The organism is Streptomyces sp. NPDC006691, from assembly GCF_042869955.1.
Classification (GTDB): domain Bacteria; phylum Actinomycetota; class Actinomycetes; order Streptomycetales; family Streptomycetaceae; genus Streptomyces.
In genome coordinates this window covers 148,616-168,830 of record NZ_JBIAGW010000010.1, presented here as the reverse complement: position 1 = coordinate 168,830, position 20,215 = coordinate 148,616, and the positions used below count along the sequence as shown (strand labels likewise).

Annotated in this window: 15 protein-coding genes; 9 read left to right on the top strand and 6 right to left on the bottom strand. The window is 73.7% G+C overall.

Annotation, left to right across the window (positions count from 1 at the left end):
- Positions 1–18: 18 nt before the first annotated feature.
- Positions 19–1,113: a hypothetical protein gene (locus ACFYNP_RS22710; protein WP_388787626.1), complete on the bottom strand. Its 1,095-nt coding sequence runs from the start codon at positions 1,111–1,113 to the stop codon at positions 19–21.
- 124 nt (positions 1,114–1,237) lie between these two features.
- On the opposite strand from ACFYNP_RS22710, the gene ACFYNP_RS22705 reads away from it, so the two are divergent.
- A complete protein-coding gene (locus ACFYNP_RS22705; RefSeq protein WP_388787623.1) occupies positions 1,238–3,754 on the top strand; it encodes a helicase-associated domain-containing protein in 2,517 nt (838 codons plus the stop codon).
- A gap of 802 nt (positions 3,755–4,556) precedes the next feature.
- On the opposite strand, the gene ACFYNP_RS22700 is transcribed toward ACFYNP_RS22705, so the two are convergent.
- The gene (locus tag ACFYNP_RS22700) at positions 4,557–5,765 is read right to left on the bottom strand and encodes an SPFH domain-containing protein (protein ID WP_388787621.1); all 1,209 of its coding nucleotides are present in this window, start codon (positions 5,763–5,765) and stop codon (positions 4,557–4,559) included.
- A gap of 11 nt (positions 5,766–5,776) precedes the next feature.
- Entirely contained in the window at positions 5,777–6,028 is a 252-nt protein-coding gene (locus ACFYNP_RS22695) for a hypothetical protein (protein ID WP_100577732.1), read from the bottom strand.
- Between the two features lie 370 nt (positions 6,029–6,398).
- Here ACFYNP_RS22695 and ACFYNP_RS22690 point away from each other — a divergent pair, with 370 nt between their 5' ends.
- Positions 6,399–8,042 carry a DNA repair helicase XPB gene (locus tag ACFYNP_RS22690; RefSeq protein ID WP_382598983.1) on the top strand — a complete coding sequence of 548 codons (1,644 nt, stop codon included), beginning with the start codon at positions 6,399–6,401 and terminating at the stop codon, positions 8,040–8,042.
- Here the strand turns inward: ACFYNP_RS22690 and ACFYNP_RS22685 are convergent.
- Positions 8,000–9,310, bottom strand: a complete 1,311-nt coding sequence (locus ACFYNP_RS22685; protein WP_388787618.1) for a glycosyltransferase 87 family protein — start codon at positions 9,308–9,310, stop codon at positions 8,000–8,002. The two genes, ACFYNP_RS22690 and ACFYNP_RS22685, sit on opposite strands and share 43 nt — an antisense overlap.
- 68 nt (positions 9,311–9,378) lie before the next feature.
- Complete coding sequence (locus tag ACFYNP_RS22680; RefSeq protein ID WP_388407090.1) at positions 9,379–9,582, bottom strand: hypothetical protein; 204 nt, start codon at positions 9,580–9,582, stop codon at positions 9,379–9,381.
- Between the two features lie 272 nt (positions 9,583–9,854).
- Here ACFYNP_RS22680 and ACFYNP_RS22675 point away from each other — a divergent pair, with 272 nt between their 5' ends.
- Both ACFYNP_RS22675 and ACFYNP_RS22670 read left to right on the top strand, forming a co-directional pair.
- Entirely contained in the window at positions 9,855–10,760 is a 906-nt protein-coding gene (locus ACFYNP_RS22675) for a sigma-70 family RNA polymerase sigma factor (protein ID WP_388407093.1), read from the top strand.
- Between the two features lie 388 nt (positions 10,761–11,148).
- Entirely contained in the window at positions 11,149–13,119 is a 1,971-nt protein-coding gene (locus ACFYNP_RS22670) for a HelD family protein (protein WP_388408437.1), read from the top strand.
- Between the two features lie 198 nt (positions 13,120–13,317).
- On the opposite strand, the gene ACFYNP_RS22665 is transcribed toward ACFYNP_RS22670, so the two are convergent.
- Entirely contained in the window at positions 13,318–14,007 is a 690-nt protein-coding gene (locus tag ACFYNP_RS22665; RefSeq protein ID WP_388407096.1) for a copper homeostasis protein CutC, read from the bottom strand.
- Between the two features lie 331 nt (positions 14,008–14,338).
- Here ACFYNP_RS22665 and ACFYNP_RS22660 point away from each other — a divergent pair, with 331 nt between their 5' ends.
- The 5 genes from ACFYNP_RS22660 (at position 14,339) to ACFYNP_RS22640 (ending at position 20,215) form a co-directional block, all read left to right on the top strand.
- Positions 14,339–16,633, top strand: coding sequence for a heavy metal translocating P-type ATPase (locus tag ACFYNP_RS22660; protein ID WP_388787615.1), 2,295 nt, complete (start codon positions 14,339–14,341; stop codon positions 16,631–16,633).
- Between the two features lie 36 nt (positions 16,634–16,669).
- Positions 16,670–17,032: a VOC family protein gene (locus ACFYNP_RS22655; protein ID WP_388407102.1), complete on the top strand. Its 363-nt coding sequence runs from the start codon at positions 16,670–16,672 to the stop codon at positions 17,030–17,032.
- Positions 17,033–17,395: 363 nt separating this feature from the next.
- The gene (locus tag ACFYNP_RS22650; RefSeq protein WP_388407105.1) at positions 17,396–18,043 is read left to right on the top strand and encodes a hypothetical protein; all 648 of its coding nucleotides are present in this window, start codon (positions 17,396–17,398) and stop codon (positions 18,041–18,043) included.
- 124 nt (positions 18,044–18,167) lie between these two features.
- Positions 18,168–18,716 (top strand): GNAT family N-acetyltransferase, encoded by a 549-nt coding sequence (locus tag ACFYNP_RS22645; protein ID WP_388787612.1) that lies wholly within the window; start codon positions 18,168–18,170, stop codon positions 18,714–18,716.
- Positions 18,717–19,009: 293 nt separating this feature from the next.
- A complete protein-coding gene (locus ACFYNP_RS22640) occupies positions 19,010–20,215 on the top strand; it encodes a Cmx/CmrA family chloramphenicol efflux MFS transporter (RefSeq protein WP_388408440.1) in 1,206 nt (401 codons plus the stop codon).

Below are 20,215 nucleotides of genomic sequence, written 5' to 3'. Positions count from 1 at the left end.
CGCACCCCCGCCCACCCCTCAGCGCACGCCCCGCCGGGACCGCCAGACCAGGAACGCCGCCGACCCCACCGCCGCGATCCGGATCAGCCACGGCCACATCCCCGACAGGGCGACCCCCATCTCGCCCTGGGCGATCGGATCGCCCCAGCGTCCGTCCTGGCGGCCCCAGAGCCACACCAGACCCCCCACCAGCGTGAGGCCGGGCACCCCGAAGACCGCCCACTTCGACTCCGCGCGGGTCAGCCGCCGGGACGCGTACGCCAGGAGCCAGCCCGCGCCCAGGGCCAGCCACAGGCCGAACAGCGCGCCCGCCACGAGCAGCGCCGCCGCGAGGAGCAGGAGGGGGTTCGTCAGCGCGGCGGCCCGGCTCTCGGCGGGGCGGCGCAGACGCAGGCGGCGCCGCCGCAAGGGGGGCGCCTCGACGAGGTCGGCGTCCTCCGACTCGCCCTCGCCCTCGCCCTCGGCGCCGCCCTCCTCGTCCGCGTCCCCGTCCTCGTCCTCCACCGGCGGCCGCAATATCTCCGGGATCTCGACCCCGCCGACGAACCCCGCGACGGAGTCGCCCCCGAGCGGGCCGGGCGGCCCCAGCCGCCACCAGTCGGGCTCGTCGCCCTGGCGGCCCAGTTCGTCCATCCCCGCGAGGTGCGGCGGCGCCGGAACGGAGGGCGCGGGAGGCTCCTCCGCCACCTCGCGCCGACGCGGCCGCGGCACGCGCTTGGCCCGCCCCGGGAAGAGCCGGTCCCGCTGGGCCGGCACGGCCCGCTCCGAGGCGGGCGAGCGCTCCGGGACCGCGTACGACGCGCCGGAGGCGGAACCGGAGGAGGAACCGGAAGAAGCAGGCGGGGCGGGGGAGGAGGGCGAGCCCGCGCCCAGGTCGAGGCCCGCGCCGGAGGCGGCCCGTTCCACCAGCTCCTCCGGCGTTCCGAACCGCCCGAGCACCCGCCGTACCGTCGCCGGGGTTTCCGTCCCGTACTTCGCCCGCTGCCGGTCGATCTCGTTGCGCAGCGACGACACCAGGCGCATCCGGTCACCGGAAGGCAGTTGCCGCTGCTGGGCCAGGTCGCCGACCCGGCTCAGATAGTCGTAGACCAGCTGGTCGCTCTCGATCCCCACGCGCGTTTCCCCTCCGCGAGCCCGCCCCGCGGCCACCCTGAGAGCCGCCGTCCGCCGGTCCGGTCGCGTTTCGGACACCGGCTACGGGTCCTGACGGTAGCGCGCACGGGCTACCGTGGGGCGGATGGGGACCGGCGAGCGCAATCAGGAGGCGCACGTGCCCGAAGGATCGACCGGCGCTACGGACAGAGCTGCCGCGGCAGCGCGCACCGCCGCCTCGGCACCCCGTACCCTCGCCGAGTCCCTGCGCGCCCGCCCCGACGAATCGCTCGCCGCGCTGCTGCGGACCCGCCCCGATCTGCTCAGCCCGGTGCCGGGCGACCTCACCCAGCTGGCCACCCGGGCCGGCACCCGGGCCTCCGTCGTACGGGCCCTGGAACGCCTCGACACGTTCGCGCTCCAGACCGCGCAGGTCCTCGCGGTGGCCCCGGATCCGGCTCCGTACGACGCCGTACGCGAGCTGCTCGCCGGCGACGACGGCGACCCGGAGGTCGAGGCCGCGCTGCCCGGCGCGCTCGCCGCGCTGCGCGAACAGGCCCTGGTGTGGGGCGGCGACGACCGGCTGCGCCTGGTGCGTACCGCCCGCGAACTGCTCGCGCCCTCCCCCACGCATCCCTCGCCCACCGGGCTCGGCCCGACCGTCGCCGAGGCGACCTCGGGGATGTCTCCGGGGCGCGTCCAGGAGATCCTCCAGGCCGCCGGGCTCCCGGCCACCCACGATCCGGTGTCCGCGGTGGCCGCGCTGACCTCGCTGTTCACCGACCGCACGCGCATGGCGGAGCTCCTCGACAGCGCCCCGTCCGACGCCCTGACGGTCCTGGACCGGCTGGTGTGGGGGCCGCCGTACGGCGAGGTGTCCGCCGATCCGCCGCCCCCGGTGCGCTGGCTGCGCGACCACGGTCTGCTGCTCCCGGCGACCGCCCGCACCCTGGTGCTGCCGCGCGAGGTCGCCCTGCATCTGCGCGCCGGGCGCGCGCACCGCACCACCGAGCCGGTGCCGCCCGCCGTCGCGCCGTTGCGCGAGTACCGTCCACAGGTTGTGGACGCGACCGCCGCGGGCCAGGCGTTCACCGCGCTGACCACCGTCGAGGACCTGCTCGCCGAGTGGAACGAGGGCGGCCCCGCCGTGCTGCGCGCCGGCGGTCTGTCCGTACGGGACCTCAAGCGCACCGCGACCGCCCTGGACAGCAGTGAGCCGATCGCCGCGTTCTGGCTCGAACTCGCTTACGCGGCAGGCCTGTTGGCGTCGGACGGCGAGGCGGACGAGCGCTATGCGCCGACCCCCGAGTACGACGACTGGCTGGAGCTGCCGCCCGCCGAACGCTGGTCCCGGCTCGCGGTGGCCTGGCTGGGCGCCACCCGCACCGCCGGGCTCGTCGGCGAGCAGGACACCAAGGGCCGTACCCTCGCCGCGCTCGGCCCCGACCTCGACCGCTCGCCCGCGCCCGAGGTCCGCCGCCGCGTCCTGACCCTGCTCAGCACGCTGCCCGAGGCCACCTCGCCCGACCCCGCGTCGCTGCTCGCCCGGCTGCGCTGGGAGCACCCGGCCCGCAGCGGACCCGATGACCTGCGCTCGCGGCTCGCCCAATGGGCCCTGTCCGAGGCCGAGTTGATCGGCGTGACCGGCCGGGGCGCGCTCACCACGCATGGCCGCACGCTGCTGACCCCGGCCGCCGGCGCCGTCGAACGCGGGGCACTCGGCGTGCTCGCCGCGCGGGCGCTGGCCCCCCACCTGCCCGAGCCCGTCGACCACGTCCTGCTCCAGGCGGACCTGACGGCGGTCGCGCCGGGGCCGCTGCGGCGCCCGCTGGCGGCGATGCTGGGGGTGCTCGCGGACATCGAGTCCAAGGGCGGCGCGACGGTCTACCGCTTCACGGCGGGCTCGGTACGTCGCGCCCTCGACGCCGGCCAGACCGCCTCCGACCTGCAAGCCTTCCTGACCGAGCACAGCCGTACGCCGGTGCCGCAGCCGCTCAGCTACCTCATCGACGACGTGGCCCGCAGACACGGCCACCTGCGGGTGGGCGCCGCTTCGGCGTACGTACGCTGCGACGACGAGGCGATGCTGGGCGAGATCCTGGCCGACAAGCGCAGCCAGGCGCTGCGTCTGCGCCGCCTGGCCCCGACGGTCCTGGCGACCACGGCCGAGCCGGGGGCGCTGCTCGACGGGCTGCGTTCGATGGGCTACGCGCCGGCCGCCGAATCCGCCGAGGGCGATGTGCTGATCACCCGCGCCGACGCCCGCCGCACTCCGCGCCGCACGGCCCCCGTGCCGGTCCCGGACGGGCCGCCGCTGCCCGACGAGACGCTGCTCGACGCGGCGGTACGGGCGATCCGGGCGGGCGACACGGCGGCCACGGTCGTCCGCAAGGACCAGCCCGAGGCGGCCCGCACGGACGGCTCGCTCCCGCGTACCTCACCGGCGGAGACGCTGGCCACGGTGCAGGCGGCGGCGATGACGGGCTCGGCGGTGTGGATCGGGTACGTCAACGCGGAGGGCTCCGCCAGTCAGCGGGTCATCGCTCCGGTGCGGGTGGAGGGTGGGTTCGTCACCGCGTACGACCACACGGCGGACGAGGTCCGTACGTACCCGCTCCACCGCATCACCGGCGTGGCCGAACTCGCCGACGACCCGGCGTAGGCCGCCGGGGGTTGCCGCCCTCGTGACCCCAGGGTGGCCGCCCCCATGACCCCAGGGTGGCCGCCCCCATGACCCCAGGGTGGCCGCCCCCGTGACCCCAGGGTGGCCGCCCCCGTGAGCCCGGGTCGGCCGGCCGGCGCCCCGGGGCTCCGCCCCAGACCCCGGGGGGTTTGCCCACCCACCCGCCCGCGCGGCCGAGTTGAAGGCTCCGGCCCCTGGGGCTGCGCCCCAGACCCCCTGAGGGGCTGCGCCCCTCGAACCCCGGGCGGGGGCTGCGCCCCCTGCACCCCCGGTTCGGGGCTCCGCCCCGAACCCGTATCGCGCCTTAAGGGCGCTCGTCCTCAATCGCCGGACGGGCTGAAGTGCCTCGATGCGGGCCCGTACCGATCAGCCGGACAGGCTGAAGAGCCCGATGGGGCCCATACCAATCAGCCGACAGGCTGAAGTGCTCGATGGGGGCGCCCGTACCGCTCAGCCCGGCGGGCTGAAGTGCCCGATGGCCGGCCAGCACCGAGGCCTATTAGGGGCGCGGGGAACTGCGCGACCAGCCACCCACCGACCCGCACCCGAACAAGCTGGGCCCGGGGCGCAGCCCCGGAAAGCCGACCTACCCCCACTCCACCCCCGGAGGGTTGCGGGAAGGGGCGGGGAGGGGCAAAACCCACGAGCAACCACCCCCCTCCCCGGTCGAAGGGCAAGCGACAAACGGCCCCACGACGACGCACAACCGCCCCGCCCCGCACCCCAAGGCCCGCACCGCGGGGCCCCCAAGGCCCGCCCCCGCGAGGCCCGCCGCAACGGGCTAGTCGATGTCCACCGACCCGTCCCGCTTCGCGGCCCCGTCACCCGACCCCGAACCCGACCCCGACCCCGACCCCGACAGCAGCCCCGGCAGGGACAGCTGGGCCGGGCCCTTGGAGTCGCGGTCGCCGGAACCGCCGAGGTTCTGCCGGACGGAGTCGAGGATCGTCAGGCCCTGCCCGACGAGCCCGGCCGCGATCTCGCCCAACCCGTCCGCCCCGTTCAGGACGTTGACGTTCGCCCCCGCCAGACCCCCCGCCGCTTCCTTCACGATCAGCGGCAACTGGTCGATCAGCATCCGGTCGAGCGCGACGCGGTCGTACGACGCCGCCGCCTCCGCCTGGATCTTCATCCGCTCGGCCTCGGCGATCGCGAGCACCTTGATGCGCTCGGCCTCGGCCTGCGCCGGCTTCACGATCTCCGCGACGAGCTGCTGCTGGCGGAGCTCGGCCGCGCGCTGGGCCAGTTCGGTCTGCGCGAGGAGCACCTCCTGCTGGGCGTGCGCCTGGGCGAGCGGGCCGGCCTGCGCGGCCTGCGCCTGCGCGCGGTCGATCTCCGCCGAGTACTCCGCCTTCACGACCGCCGTCTGCCGCGCGTACTCCGCCTGGTTGCGCGCCGCGACCTGCTCCGCCTCGACCGAGGCCTGCGTGGCCTGCGCCTGCGCGACCTGCGCGGCCCGCTGGATGGCCGCCTTGTGCGGCGCGGACATCGCGTCGATGTAGCCGACATCGCCGTCGTCGATGGACTGGATCTGGAGCGAGTCGACGATGAGGCCGATCTTCGCCATCTCGGTCTTGGAGGTCTCCAGAACCTCCGCCGCGAGCTTCTGGCGCTCGGTGACGATCTCCTCGACCGTCATCGAGCCGATGATGGACCGCAGGTGACCGGCGAAGATCCGGCCGGTCAGGACCGACATCTGGTCCTGGTCGGACAGGAAGCGCTGGCCCGCGTTGACGATGGACTCGTTGTCGTTGCCGACCTTGAACGCGATCACGGCGCGCACGTGCAGCGCGATGCCCTGCTTGGTCACGCACGTCTCGGTGACCTCGGCCTCGCACATCGACAGCGTGAGGAAGCGGGTCTTGCGGAAAATCGGCAGGACGAACTTGCCGTGGCCGGTCACTACGCGGAACGGGGCGCCCCCGAGTCCGCGCCTGCCACCCGAGATCAGCATTGCCTCGTCGGGGGCGGGCACCCGGTAACCGAACATCCTTTGTCTCCTTAGCCGGCGTCGGCGGTGAAACCGCCCAACGCATCCAACGGATCGGCCCACTCGATGACGTCCACCTGGCGGGTGCCACGGGATCCGATCACGAGCACGGTCGCCCCCCTCGGCAGGGGCTCCTCCGACCAGGCGAGGAAGGCCTCCGTGCCACCTCTGACGCTCACCACGACCTCACCGGGCCCGGCGGTTCCACGAGTGGCCACGTGGAGCACTCCGGGGCAGCCGACGACGTCGTTGTCCTGTTCCACGGCCTGGCGCCCCCATCGTTCTGGTCCTGGATTCCAGACCTTAGACCTGCCGGGATCACCCGCCTATGGTCGGGCCACCCCGTGTTGGCCTACCCCTCCAGGGTCCCACCACCAGGCGCCCCGCCCGCCCGTCCGCACCGATCCCCCCGCTGACCCGCCGTACGTCCCCCGCAGACCCGCCGTACGTAGCGCGCGTACGTCCCCGCAGGCCCGCCGTGCGCACCCGGTCCGGCTCCCGTACGCACCGGGTCCGCACCCGGTCCGGCCCCCGTCCGTCTCCGGTGCGTGCCCCGCCCGGGCCGCCGATGCGGCAGACTGGAAGTTTGCCCGCCCTCCCCGGGTGGCCATCCGTCGGAAGGACACGCCCCAGGTGACCGGACCACTCATCGTCCAGAGCGACAAGACCCTGCTCCTGGAGGTCGACCACGAGCAGGCCGACGCCTGCCGCCGTGCCATCGCGCCCTTCGCGGAGCTGGAGCGGGCGCCGGAGCACATCCACACCTACCGGGTGACGCCGCTGGGCCTGTGGAACGCGCGCGCCGCCGGGCACGACGCGGAGCAGGTCGTGGACGCGCTGGTCGAGTACTCGCGCTACCCCGTGCCGCACGCCCTGCTCGTCGACATCGCCGAGACGATGGCCCGCTACGGCCGCCTCACCCTCAGCAAGCACCCCGTCCACGGCCTGGTGCTGACCTCGACCGACCGGCCGGTCCTCGAAGAGATCCTGCGCTCGAAGAAGGTCACCCCGCTGGTCGGCGCCCGCCTCGACCCGGACACGGTCGCCGTGCACCCCTCCGAGCGCGGCCAGATCAAGCAGACCCTGCTGAAGCTGGGCTGGCCGGCCGAGGACCTCGCCGGGTACGTGGACGGCGAGGCGCACCCCATCGAGCTCGCCGAGGACGGCTGGGCCCTGCGCCCGTACCAGAAGCAGGCCGTCGAGGGCTTCTGGCACGGCGGCAGCGGCGTGGTCGTGCTGCCCTGTGGCGCGGGCAAGACGCTGGTCGGCGCCGGGGCGATGGCCGAGGCGAAGGCGACCACGCTGATCCTGGTCACCAACACGGTCTCGGCCCGCCAGTGGAAGCACGAGCTGGTGAAGCGCACCAGCCTGACCGAGGACGAGATCGGCGAGTACAGCGGTACGAAGAAGGAGATCCGCCCGGTCACGATCGCCACGTACCAGGTGCTCACCACCCGCCGTAAGGGCGTCTACGCGCACCTGGAGCTGTTCGACTCGCGCGACTGGGGCCTGATCGTCTACGACGAGGTCCACCTGCTGCCCGCGCCGGTCTTCAAGTTCACCGCCGACCTCCAGGCCCGCCGCCGGCTCGGCCTGACCGCGACGCTGGTCCGCGAGGACGGCCGCGAGTCGGACGTGTTCTCGCTGATCGGGCCGAAGCGGTTCGACGCGCCGTGGAAGGAGATCGAGGCGCAGGGCTACATCGCGCCCGCCGACTGCGTCGAGGTCCGCGTCAACCTCACGGACTCCGAGCGCCTCGCGTACGCGACCGCCGAGACGGAGGAGAAGTACCGCTTCTGTGCGACGACCGCGACCAAGCGCAAGGTCACGGAGGCACTGGTACGACGGTTCGCGGGCCAGCAGATCCTCGTCATCGGCCAGTACATCGACCAACTCGACGAGCTGGGCGAGCACTTGAACGCACCGGTCATCAAGGGCGAGACGACCAACGCGCAGCGCGAGAAGCTCTTCGGCGCGTTCCGCGAGGGCGAGATCAGCGTGCTCGTGGTGTCCAAGGTGGCGAACTTCTCGATCGACCTGCCGGAGGCGACGGTCGCCATCCAGGTGTCGGGCACGTTCGGCTCCCGCCAGGAGGAGGCCCAGCGCCTAGGCCGCGTGCTGCGTCCGAAGGCGGACGGCCACCAGGCGCACTTCTACTCGGTGGTCGCACGCGACACCATCGACCAGGACTTCGCGGCGCACCGCCAGCGCTTCCTGGCCGAACAGGGCTACGCCTACCGGATCATGGACGCGGACGAACTCCTCGCGGACAACTGACCCGCGGGAGAAGCGTCCGACGGGCCTTCCCCGGAAGGCCCGTTCCGGCCTGGACCGGAAGGCCCGCTCCGGACTTCGCCGGACGTCGGGGCGGCCCCGGCGGCGAAGGACTGCCGGGCCGTCCACCCCGCCCAGCCCATCACCGCGAGCCCGACCAGTGCGTACGGTGACGCCAACGGCTGCTGCCACAGCGGGAGTTGGAGGTCGTGGGCGCCCGCGTGCGGTACGAGCCACAGGCTGCGGGCGGTGAAGACGAGGGCGACGGCGACGGCCGTACGCGTGCGCCCCTCGGCCCACAGCACGGCGATCAGCGGAACGCACCACACCCAGTGGTGCGACCAGCTGATGGGTGAGATCAGCAGCGCGGTGAAGGCGGCCGCGAGCAGGGCCCGGGGTTCGTCGGCACGGCGGGCGGTCCACAGCCCGGCGGCGCCGACGGCGACGGCCGCCACCGCCCACACCGCGCCGGGCTCGGCGGTGTGCAGCGACCGCGCGATCAGCCCTTGCAGGGACTGGTTGTCGACGATCCACGCCTTGCCCACCCGCCCGGTCTCGAAGAGCCGCCGGGTGAAGAACTCGACGCTGGCGCGCGGGAGTACGAGCGCCCCGAGGAGCATCGTCGTCCCGAATCCGGCGAGCGCGGTGACGGCCTCCTGTCGACGGCCCCGCACCAGCAGATACAGGACGAAGAACAGCGGGGTGATCTTGATCCCGGCGGCGATCCCGACCCCGAACCCCTTGCCGAAAACCTTGCCGAACCTCTTGCCGAGCCCCTTGCCGAAGCCGTTGTCGGGGGCGTGCGCCGGCCGGGAGAGGTCCCAGAGCACGAGGCAGGCGAGCGCGAGGTTGACCTGCCCGAAGAGCAGCGTCTGGAAGACGGGCTCCAGCCACAGTCCGAGAGCGACGGCGACGAGCGCGTGATGGCGCCGGGGCCGGAGGCCGGCCAACCGGCAGGAGAGCAGAACGAGAACCGCGAGCAGTGCGGTGTTGCCGACGCAGCAGGCCACCTTCAGCACGGGAAGCGGCACGAAGGCGCTCGGTACGAAGACGAGGGCCGCGAACGGGGGGTAGGTGGCGGGCAGGTGCCACGAGGTGACGGTGAACCCGTACAGCGAGGTGCCGTTCGCGACGGCGGCCCCCTCGGCCCGGTAGACCAGGGCGTCCGCCATGGGGATGCGCAGGGCGGCACAGAGCGCGGCGAGCGCTGCGAGCGAGAGCGACAGTACGAGCAGGGCCCCGGCATTGGCGCGCGGTGAACGTTCGGTCACACGAAGTGACCCTAGCGGGGCGGAACATCACAGCGGGCTACGCGAGCCCGCACGGGCGTGGGGCGGCGTCAGTGCTGACGCCGCCGGACCCCGGCCTCCTCGGCGTACTCGCCCATGACGACGACGCTGAACGCGGCACCGGCGAGAACCTTCGCGGCCCGGACGACATTGCCGATCTTGTGGGTACGGTGTGGGGCGGCGCCGGAAGCGGTGGCCCCGTTCGGGGCGCCGGGGCGGACGGAGGGGGCTGGGGTGAAGGTCGCTGCACTCATGTCTCCATGATGGAACTCGGACAACCCGGGCACATCGACCCCGGGGCTGAACCTCCCCGCCCCCGGCGTAGTCCTCTGGTCCGACACCGTCCCCTACGGGTATGACCGATCGCCTCCCGCGCGCGGGACGAGGGACCCGGGGCCGACGATCCGGACGGGCCCGCCCGTCACACCCGCCCCCTCCCCCCTGTCAGAGCTGAGCCCCGCATCACCGCACCACGGATCATGTGCGCGACCACGCCACCACGCAACGCGACGGAGGAACACCAAGGATGGACGACGACGTCGAACACCTCGCCCAGCGCTTCGAGGAGCACCGCGGCCATCTGCGCGCGGTGGCGTACCGGATGCTCGGCTCCCTCAGCGAGGCCGAGGACGCCGTCCAGGAGGGCTGGCTGCGGGCGAGCCGGGCCGACAGCGGCGCGGTCGACAACCTGGGCGGCTGGCTGACCACGATCGTCGCGCGGATCTGCCTGAACGTGCTGCGCTCGCGCGGCACCCGGCGGGAGGCGGCGCTCGACGTCCAGGAGTACGAGTACGTACGGGTACCGGATCCGTTGCTGGGCCCGGTCGACGTGGTGGACCCGGAACAGGAAGTGCTGCTCGCCGACTCGGTGGGCCTGGCGCTGATGGTGGTCCTCGAAACCCTGGCTCCCGCGGAGCGGCTCGCCTTCGTCCTGCACGACCTGTTCGCGGTGCCGTTCGAGGAGATCGCGACGATCGTCGACAAGACGCCGGCGGCGACGCGCCAGCTGGCGAGCCGGGCCCGGCGCCGGGTGCAGGGCCGCACGCCCTCACCCTCGACCGACCGCGCCCGTCAGCGCGAGGTGGTCGAGGCGTTCATCGCCGCGGCGCGCGGCGGCGACTTCGAAGCGTTGCTCGCGCTGCTCGACCCGGACGTGGTGCTGCGCGCGGACGCGGGCGCCGCGCCGGGCACGAAGCTGGTGCGGGGGGCCCGGACAGTGGCCGAACAGGCCTACACCTTCCGCAGGTTCGCTCCCCTCAACCGGGTCGTCCTGGTCAACGGAATGCCCGGCATCGCCGCGGTCTCGGAAGGCCGGGCGTTCTCGGTCCTGGCCTTCACGCTGGGTGCGGACGGCCGCGTGACGGAACTGAACATCCTGGCGGACCCGGAACGGGTCCCGTCCCTGGACGTGTCGTTCCTGCCCAGCCGCTGAGCGACGGCCTTCGGCCGGGGCGGCCACTGCGGGCCTCACCGGCCTCGCAAGCCTTGCCGGCCTCGCAAGCCTTGCCGGCCTTGCCGGCCTTGCCGACCTTGCCGACCGGGCCTTCGACTGCGGACCGTGCGGGGCCGCCCGCGTCGCAGCACCCCACCTTCGCACCCCGAACCCTGCACCCCGCACCCCGCACCCCCCAAAGGTGCACCACGGCTCACCGGTCGCCCCCGCGCGGGGAAAACCATTGGCCCCCCACCCCACCCCGCGCCTAAAATCTCCCCTCCCCCAAAACCGCCGGAGGCACCCCGTGCAGAGGCACGACCCCGACCCCGACCCGCTCGGTCACGAACGCACCCACCTCACCCGCTCCCGCGCCGCCCTCCGCGCCATGCGCGAAGACGTCGAGTCGCTCGACATCAAGGACGTCACCGCGAACTGGGTGAACGCCGCCGTCCTCCAGCGCCAGATCGACGACCGCATCAAGGCCCTCGCCGACCTCTCGCACACCCCCCTCTTCTTCGGCCGCCTCGACTACCTGCACGCCCCCGGCGCGGACCTCGCCGAGGGCGCCGAAGGGGAGAGGTTCTACATCGGCCGCCGCCACGTCCACGACGCCGACGGCGACCCCATGGTCATCGACTGGCGCGCCCCCGTCTCGCAGCCGTTCTACCGCGCCTCGAAGAAGGACCCGCTGGACGTCGGCCTGCGCCGCCGATTCGGCTACACCGGCGGCGAGTTGACCGCGTACGAGGACGAACACCTCACCGACCCGACGGAATCGACGCGGACGAGCAAACTGCTCCAGGCCGAGATCGAACGCCCCCGCGTGGGCCCGATGCGCGACATCGTCGCGACGATCCAGCCCGAGCAGGACGAGATCGTCCGCTCCGGCCTGAGCGGCAGCGTCTGCGTGCAGGGTGGTCCCGGTACCGGAAAGACCGCGGTGGGCCTGCACCGGGTCGCCTACCTCCTCTACGCCCACCGCGACCGCCTGGCCCGCACGGGCACACTGGTCATCGGCCCGAACAAGTCCTTCCTGCACTACATCGAGCAAGTGCTGCCCGCCCTGGGCGAGTTGGAGGTCAAGCAGGCGACGGTGGACGACCTGGTGACGGCGGGCATCGAGGTGCGCGGCACCGACCCCGCCGAGTCGGCCGTCGTCAAGGGCGACGCCCGCATGGCCGAGGTACTGCGCCGCGCGGTCTGGTCCCACGTCACCACCCCCACCGAACCCCTGGTGGTGGTACGAGGTTCCCGCCGCTGGCGTGTCCCGGCCCACGAACTCGCGGAGATCGTGGAGGAGTTGAGGACGCGGGACATTCGTTACGGAGCCGCGCGGGAAGCCCTGCCGCAGCGGATCGCCCACACGGTCCTGGTCCGGATGGAGCAGGCGGGCGAGGCGCCGGACGACCGGGTGCAGGACGCGGTGGCCCGGAACACGGCGGTGAAGGCAGCCGTGAAGACGATCTGGCCCCCGGTGGACCCGGCGAAGCTGGTGCTGCGGCTGCTGAACGAACCGGACTTCCTGGCCGCCCACGCGGAGGGCGTCCTCACCGCCGACGAGCAGAAGACGATCCTCGCCCCGAAGCCGGCGCGCAGCGTGAAGTCGGCGAAGTGGTCGGCGGCGGACGCGGTCCTGATCGACGAGACGAACGACCTGGTGGCCCGCACCCATTCGCTCGGCCATGTCGTGCTCGACGAGGCGCAGGACCTCTCCCCCATGCAGTACCGCGCGGTCGGCCGCCGCTGCACGACGGGTTCGGCGACGGTCCTCGGCGACCTGGCGCAGGGCACCACGCCCTGGGCGACGGCGAGTTGGGCCGAGGCGCTGCGTCACCTGGGGAAGGGCGAGGCGGTGGTGGAGGAGCTGACGGCCGGCTTCCGCGTCCCGCGCGAGGTGATCGCGTACGCCTCGAAGCTGCTGCCGTCGATCTCCCCCGGACTGGCCCCGGTGGAGTCGGTGCGCGAGACGCCGGGCTCCCTCGACGTGCGGGAGTCCTCGGACCCGGACGCGGACGTGGTGGCCGCGTGCGGGGAGTCGCTGGCCCACGAGGGCTCCATCGGGCTGATCGCCGCAGACCACCGAATCCCCGCGCTGGCGGCGGCACTTGAGGCCGCGGGCCTCCCCTGCCTGGCGCCCGGCGAGGAGACGACCGCCGAGTCCCGCCTGACCCTGGTCCCGGCCTCCCTGGCCAAGGGCCTGGAGTACGACTACGTGGTCCTGGACGACCCCGCGACCCTGGTGGCCGCCGAACCCGACGAACGAACGGGCCTGCGGCGCCTGTACGTCGCCCTGACCCGAGCGGTATCAGGCCTGACCGTGATCCACGCCTCCCCCCTACCGCCCCAACTGGCCTAGCCCCACTCGCGCGGTTCCCCACACCCCCAACCCCGCTTCCGCCCTCGCACCGCGGGTGGCTGGTCGCGCGGTTCCCGGCGCCCCCGGCAGTACTGGTGTCGGTCGGCGCCGGCATCTTCGGCCTGCTCCCCGCGCCCCTGAATGCCTCGGTGTGGGGCACCTACAGCCCGTCACGGGGACCCCCGGGGCCGAGCCCAGCTACGCGTCCAGCGCCGCCCGCCACTCCGCGACGGCCGCGGCGGAAACCGGGGCGGACCACCCGCCAGGACGGGACGCCCCGCCGATGTGCACCGCGTCGATCCCCGCCCGACGCAACACCGGCAGGTGGGCTAGGGAAAGCCCACCCCCCACCAGGATCCGCGGCTCGTACCCGGGCTCACCCCGACGCCCCGCCTCCGCGAGCAGCACCGGCAGCCCGTCGTCGACGCCCCGCGCCGAGCCCGCCGTCAGGTACGTGTCGAGCCCGGGCAGCCCCGCCAGCTCCTTGCGCAGGGCGTCGCGGGACGCGGCCCGGTCGATGGCCCGGTGGAAGGTCCAGCGGCACCCGTCGAGCGCGGCGGCCAGCGCCCGTACCGCTGCCAGGTCGGGCCCCCCGGTCTCGTCGAGGAACCCGAGCACGAACTCGTCCGCCCCTTCGGCCCGCAGCGCCTCCGCGTCCCGTACCAGCGCGTCGACGTCCCCCGCCGCGAACCCGTCCGCCGCCCGCAGCATGACTCGCAACGGGATGTCGACGGCCGCGCGGATCGCCGCGAAGGTCTTCAGGGGCGGGGTCAGCCCGTCCGCCGCCATGTCGGTGACCAGCTCAAGACGGTCCGCCCCGCCGGCCTGGGCCGCGACGGCGTCCTGCGCGTCGAGCGCGATCACCTCAAGCAGTGCGCGGTTGCTCATCTGACCCCATTCCTCCGTAACCCGGGCCCGGCTCGGCCCAAATAGGTCTAGTCCATTCACTAGCCTACGCCGCGAGATGCCCATCCACGCGGACGGTAAAACACGGCCGTGCGGACCTTCCCGCCGAGCCGGAAGCCCGAGCGGAGCCCGCCCGTGCACCCCCGGGCCAGGAGACTCACCGGCCATTGATACCCCCGCCGGGTATTGACCCGGCCAGCCCCGGCCCTTGCATCCCATACACCTGGGGGGTATACATGAACCCGAAGGTGGTACCCCCTGGGGGTATCGAGAAGCGTCCCGCCGGTATCACCGGCCACAAGGAGTCGCAGCCATGACCACCACCGCACCCGGCGCAGCACCCGGCGCCGCCGCCGATGTAGAGCTCGCCATCGGCGGCATGACCTGTGCGTCCTGCGCGGCCCGGATCGAGAAGAAGCTCAACCGCATGGACGGGGTCGAGGCCACCGTCAACTACGCCACCGAGAAGGCGAAGGTCACCTTCCGCGAGGACGTGTCCGTCGCCGACCTCATCGCCACCGTCGAGGCCACCGGCTACACGGCCGAGGAGCCCGCTCCCGCACGGACCGGCGCCGGGGCGACTGCCGCGGCCGGGGCGGACGACGGCGGCGCCGGGCGGGCGGCCGACGAGCTGCGCCCGCTGCGCCAACGGCTGCTGACCGCGATCGCCCTCGCCGTGCCGGTGATCGCGATGTCGATGGTCCCGGCCCTCCAGTTCGCGTACTGGCAGTGGCTCTCGCTGACTCTGACCGCCCCGGTCGTGACGTACGCCGCCTGGCCCTTCCACCGGGCCGCCTGGACCAACGCCCGGCACGGCGCGGCGACCATGGACACCCTGATCTCGGTCGGCACGTCGGCCGCGTTCCTGTGGTCCGTGTGGGCCCTGTTCTTCGGCACGGCGGGCCACCCCGGCATGACCCACCCCTTCGAGCTGACCATCGGCCGCTCGGACGGTGCGGGCAACATCTATCTGGAGGCCGCCGCCGGGGTCACCGCGTTCATCCTCGCCGGGCGCTACTTCGAGGCCCGCTCCAAGCGCAAGGCGGGCGCGGCCCTGAAGGCGCTGCTCGAACTGGGCGCCAAGGACGTCACCGTGCTCGGCGCGGACGGAAGTGAACGGACCGTACCCACAGGCGAGTTGAAGGTGGGGGACCGTTTCCTGGTGCGGCCCGGCGAGAAGATCGCCACGGACGGCACGGTCGTCGAGGGCTCGTCCGCCGTCGACGCCTCCATGCTGACCGGCGAGTCCGTCCCGGTGGAGGTGGCCCCCGGGGACGCCGTCACCGGCGCCACCCTCAACGCCGGCGGCCGGCTCGTTGTCGAGGCGTCCCGGGTCGGCGCGGACACCCAGCTCGCCCGCATGGCCAGGCTGGTCGAGGACGCGCAGAACGGCAAGGCCGCGGCCCAGCGGCTCGCGGACCGGATCTCGGCCGTCTTCGTGCCGGTCGTGATCGCCCTCGCGCTCGCCACCCTCGGTGGATGGCTCGCCACCGGCTCCGGCCTCACCGCCGCGTTCACGGCCGCCGTCGCCGTACTGATCATCGCCTGCCCCTGCGCCCTGGGGCTCGCCACTCCGACCGCCCTCATGGTGGGTACGGGCCGGGGCGCCCAGCTCGGCATCCTGATCAAGGGACCCGAGGTCCTGGAGACGACCCGCAAGGTCGACACGATCGTCCTGGACAAGACCGGCACGGTGACCACCGGCCGCATGACGCTGCTCGCCGTCCACACCGCCGACGGCACCGAGAGGTCCCAAGTCCTGCGCCTGGCAGGGGCGTTGGAGCACTCCTCCGAGCACCCCATCGCCCGCGCGGTCGCGGAGGGCGCCACGGCCGAGGCCGGTACGCTGCCCACCCCCGAGGACTTCGCCAACATCGCCGGCCTCGGCGTCCAGGGCGTCGTCGAGGGGCACGCGGTCCTGGCCGGCCGCGAGAAGCTCCTGGCGGAGTGGGCCATGGAACTCCCCCCGGCCCTGAAGAAGGCGAAGGAGCAGGCCGAGGCGGCGGGACGCACCGCCATCGCGGTCGCCTGGGACGGCGAAGCCCGCGCGGTCCTGGAGGTCGCCGACGCCGTCAAGGAGACCAGCCCCGAGGCGATCGAGCGGCTGCGCGCGCTCGGCCTCACCCCGATCCTGCTGACCGGCGACAACCGGGCCGTCGCGGAGGCGGTCGCGGCCGAGGTCGGCATCGAGAAGGTGTACGCCGAGGTCATGCCGCAGGACAAGGTGGACGTCATCAAGTCCCTTCAGGCAGAGGGCCGTTCGGTCGCCATGGTCGGCGACGGCGTCAACGACGCGGCCGCCCTCGCCCAGGCCGACCTGGGCCTGGCGATGGGCACCGGCACGGACGCCGCCATCGAGGCGGGCGACCTGACCCTGGTGCGCGGCGACCTGCGCTCGGCTGCGGACGCGATCCGGCTCTCGCGCCGGACGCTGGGCACGATCCGCTCCAACCTGTTCTGGGCCTTCGCCTACAACGTGGCCGCCCTGCCGCTCGCCGCGGCGGGCCTGCTGAACCCGATGATCGCGGGGGCCGCGATGGCCTTCTCCTCGGTCTTCGTGGTCGGCAACTCCCTGCGCCTGCGCCGCTTCCGGCCCACCGAAAACTGAGCGCCGCCCCGGCGGGGCCCCGGTTATGCTCCCCGGATGACCTTGGAATGGGAACAGGTAATCGTCCACTCGGCAGACCCGGCGGCCCTGGGGCAGTGGTGGGCCGACGCGCTGGGCTGGGTCGTGGTCCACGCCTCCGACGACGAGTTCGAGATCCGCCCCGCACCGGACCGCGTGCCCGGCCTGGACTTCGTACGCCTCGCCGAGGCCAAGAAGTCCAAGAGCCGACTGCACCTCGACTTCAGGCCCGACGACCAGGCCGCGGAGGTGGCCCGCCTGGTGGCCCATGGCGCCCGGCGCGTCGACATCGGCCAGGGCGAGCAGTCGTGGGTCGTCCTTGAGGACCCCGAGGGCAACGAGTTCTGCATCCTGGGCCAGCGGGCCCCAGCTGCCGCGTGAGGCGGTTTGGCTCCGGCCCCCGGGACTGCGGCCCAGCCCCCGGGGACTGCGGCCCAGCCCCCGGGGGCTGGGGCCCCCGCACCCCCGTTCGCGCCTGAACGGCCGCTCGCCCTCCATCTCCCCCCAAGGCCCTACGGGCCAGGGGGGACCCCAATGGACGGGCTGAAGATGCCTCCACCGGCCCGCACCGAAGCCTTCAGGGCCACCACAGGGGCGCGGGGAACCGCGCGACCAGCCACGCAACGGCCCGCGGACGGGAACGGGCTCAAGGGGCGCGGGGAACCGCGCGACGAGGCCACGCACGGTCCGCGGCCGGGAACGGGTTCTGGGAGGGGGCAAGCCGCCCCCGATACCCTCGGCCGCATGCCGCACACCAACCCCCTCCGCGCCCGCTGGCACCGCACCCTCCTCGCCGCCCGCCCCGCCGACGCCGCCCCCGTCGACCCGGCCCCGTACGGGGAGAACCTCCTCGCCCGCTGGGCGGAACCGCAGCGCCGCTACCACGACACCGCGCACCTCACGGCCGTCCTGGACCACATCGACGTACTGGAGCAGTACGCCGACGCCCCCGACCTCGTACGCCTCGCTGCGTGGTTCCACGACGCCGTGTACTTCCCGGACCGTTCGGAGAACGAGGAGCGCTCGGCCCGCCTGGCCGAACGTGCCCTGGGCGAAGCCGGGTTGAGCCCGCAGGACACCGCCGAGGTCGTGCGCCTGGTCCGTCTCACCGTCACCCACGACCCCGAGGACGGCGACACGAACGGCGCCGTCCTGTGCGACGCGGACCTCGCGATCCTGGCCGCCGCCCCGGAGGCGTACGCCGCCTACGCCGCCGCCGTACGCGAGGAGTACGCCTTCGTACCGGGCGAGGCGTTCCGCACCGGCCGCGCCGAGGTGCTGTCCCAACTGCTGGCGCTGCCAAGGCTGTTCCGTACCCCGTACGGCGAACGCGAGTGGGAGACCACGGCCCGGGAGAATCTTGAGGCGGAACTGACCCTGCTGACCGCATAATCGGCCCCGGACGACCCACGCGCGCACCCACCGCGCGCGAACCAGCAGAGCCCGACCGACCCCACCGCGCGCGAGCCACCCACCGCTCGCCCGCCCGCCCCCGGACGGAAAGCAGGTACCCCGCGTGCTCCCCGTGACCGTCAAGGCCGACCGCATCGCGCTGCACGAGCTGACCCGCGCCGCGGCGGCCGAGTTGCAGGACGGCGGCTCCGGCGGCTGGGACTGGGCACCCGGCGGCCCGCACGAGGGCAGCCGCTTCGCCGCCGCGAAGATGCTGGCGGGCATGGCCACCGGCCGGCACCGCACGGGCTGGGGCGCGTACGTCATCGTCCGCGCCGAGGACGGCCGGGCGATCGGCGGGATCGGCTTCCACGGCCCGCCCGAGGACGGCCGCGCGGAGATCGGCTACGACCTGGCGGAGTCCGTACGCGGCCACGGGTACGCCACCGAGTCGCTGGCCGCACTGACGGCCTGGGCACTCGCCCAGCCCGACGTCGAGACGGTGTACGCGACCACGGACGTGGACAACACCGCCTCGCAGCGTGTCCTGGAACGGGCCGGCTTCCGCCGCATCGGCGACACCCCCCGCCCGATCGGCGGCCGCGAGGCCCAGCACCTCTTCGAGCGGACCCGAGACGACCGACAGGGCATCGCGACCACCACCCAGCAGTAGCGCCGAACCAGCCGGTTCGGGTCACCCGGCCGGTTCGGGGCGCGCCCGCGGGTTCGAGTGGCGCGGCCGGCTGGAGCCGCGCCGACCGGATCCAGTGGCGCGGCCGTTCCGAGCCACGCCGCCCGGTTCGGGGCGCGCCGAACCGGCCGCCCCCGGGAATACGGATCCGGCCGACGCCGTTGGCACCCGATATGCCCGCCGAGCCCATACCCACGCCCGCGCCCGCCTCCCCACCCCCCGGCCCGACCGGATCGACCGGATCGACCGGATCGACCGCCTCAGCCGCAGCCCGTATGCCGCTCGCCGTCTACATCCTCGGCCTCTCCGTCTTCGCCCTCGGCACGAGCGAGTTCATGCTCACGGGGCTGCTCCCGGACATCGCGGACGACATGAACGTCTCGATCCCGCAGGCGGGCCTGCTGATCTCCGCCTTCGCGATCGGCATGGTCGTGGGCGCCCCGCTGCTCGCGGTGGCCACCCTGCGGCTGCCCCGCCGCACCACCCTCGTCTCGCTGATCACGGTGTTCGGCCTGGGCCAGGTCGCGGGCGCACTGGCCCCGAACTACGCCCTGCTCTTCGCCTCCCGGATCGTGTCCGCGCTGGCCTGCGCGGGGTTCTGGGCGGTCGGCGCCGCGGTCGCCATCGCGATGGTCCCGGTCAACGCCCGGGCCCGCGCGATGGCCGTCATGATCGGCGGCCTGTCGATCGCGAACGTCCTGGGCGTGCCGCTCGGCGCGCTGCTCGGTGACGGCCTCGGCTGGCGTTCCGCGTTCTGGGCGGTCGGCGCCGCCTCCGCGATCGCCCTGGTCGGCATCCTGACCCGGATCCCCCGCATCCCGCTCCCCGCCGAGAAGCCCCGGCTCGGCCGCGAGCTGAGGATCTACCGCGATCCGCAGGTGCTGCTCTCGGTCGCGGTCACCGCGCTCGCCGCGGGTGGCGTGTTCTGCGCGTTCAGCTACCTCAAGCCGCTCCTCACGGACGTCGCGCACGTGGACGCGGGCTGGGTTCCGGCCGTGCTCGGCCTGTTCGGCGTGGGCGCGCTCATCGGCACGACGATCGGCGGCCGGGTCGCCGACGCGCACCTCTTCGGCGTGCTGCTCAGCGGCATCACCGCCTCGACGGTGTTCCTCGTCGCGCTCGCGCTGTTCGCCTCGACGCCGGCCGTCGCGATCACGCTGTCGTTCCTGATCGGCCTCTCGGCCTTCTACACGGCCCCCGCGCTCAACGCCCGGATGTTCAACGTCGGCGGTGCCGCCCCGACGCTGGCCGGTGCGACCACGACGTCGTCGTTCAACCTGGGCAACACCGCGGGCCCCTGGTTCGGCGGCCTCGTGATCAGCGCGAACATGGGCTTCGCGGCCACCGCCTGGGCGGGCGCCGCGATGACGGTCGTCGCCCTCGTCCTCGTCACGGTCTCGCTGCGCCTGCACAAGTCGCGGTCCCGCATCGTGGCCCGCTCGGCGGAGCAGGCCCGCGTGGCCGCCCCCGCCGAGGTGTGA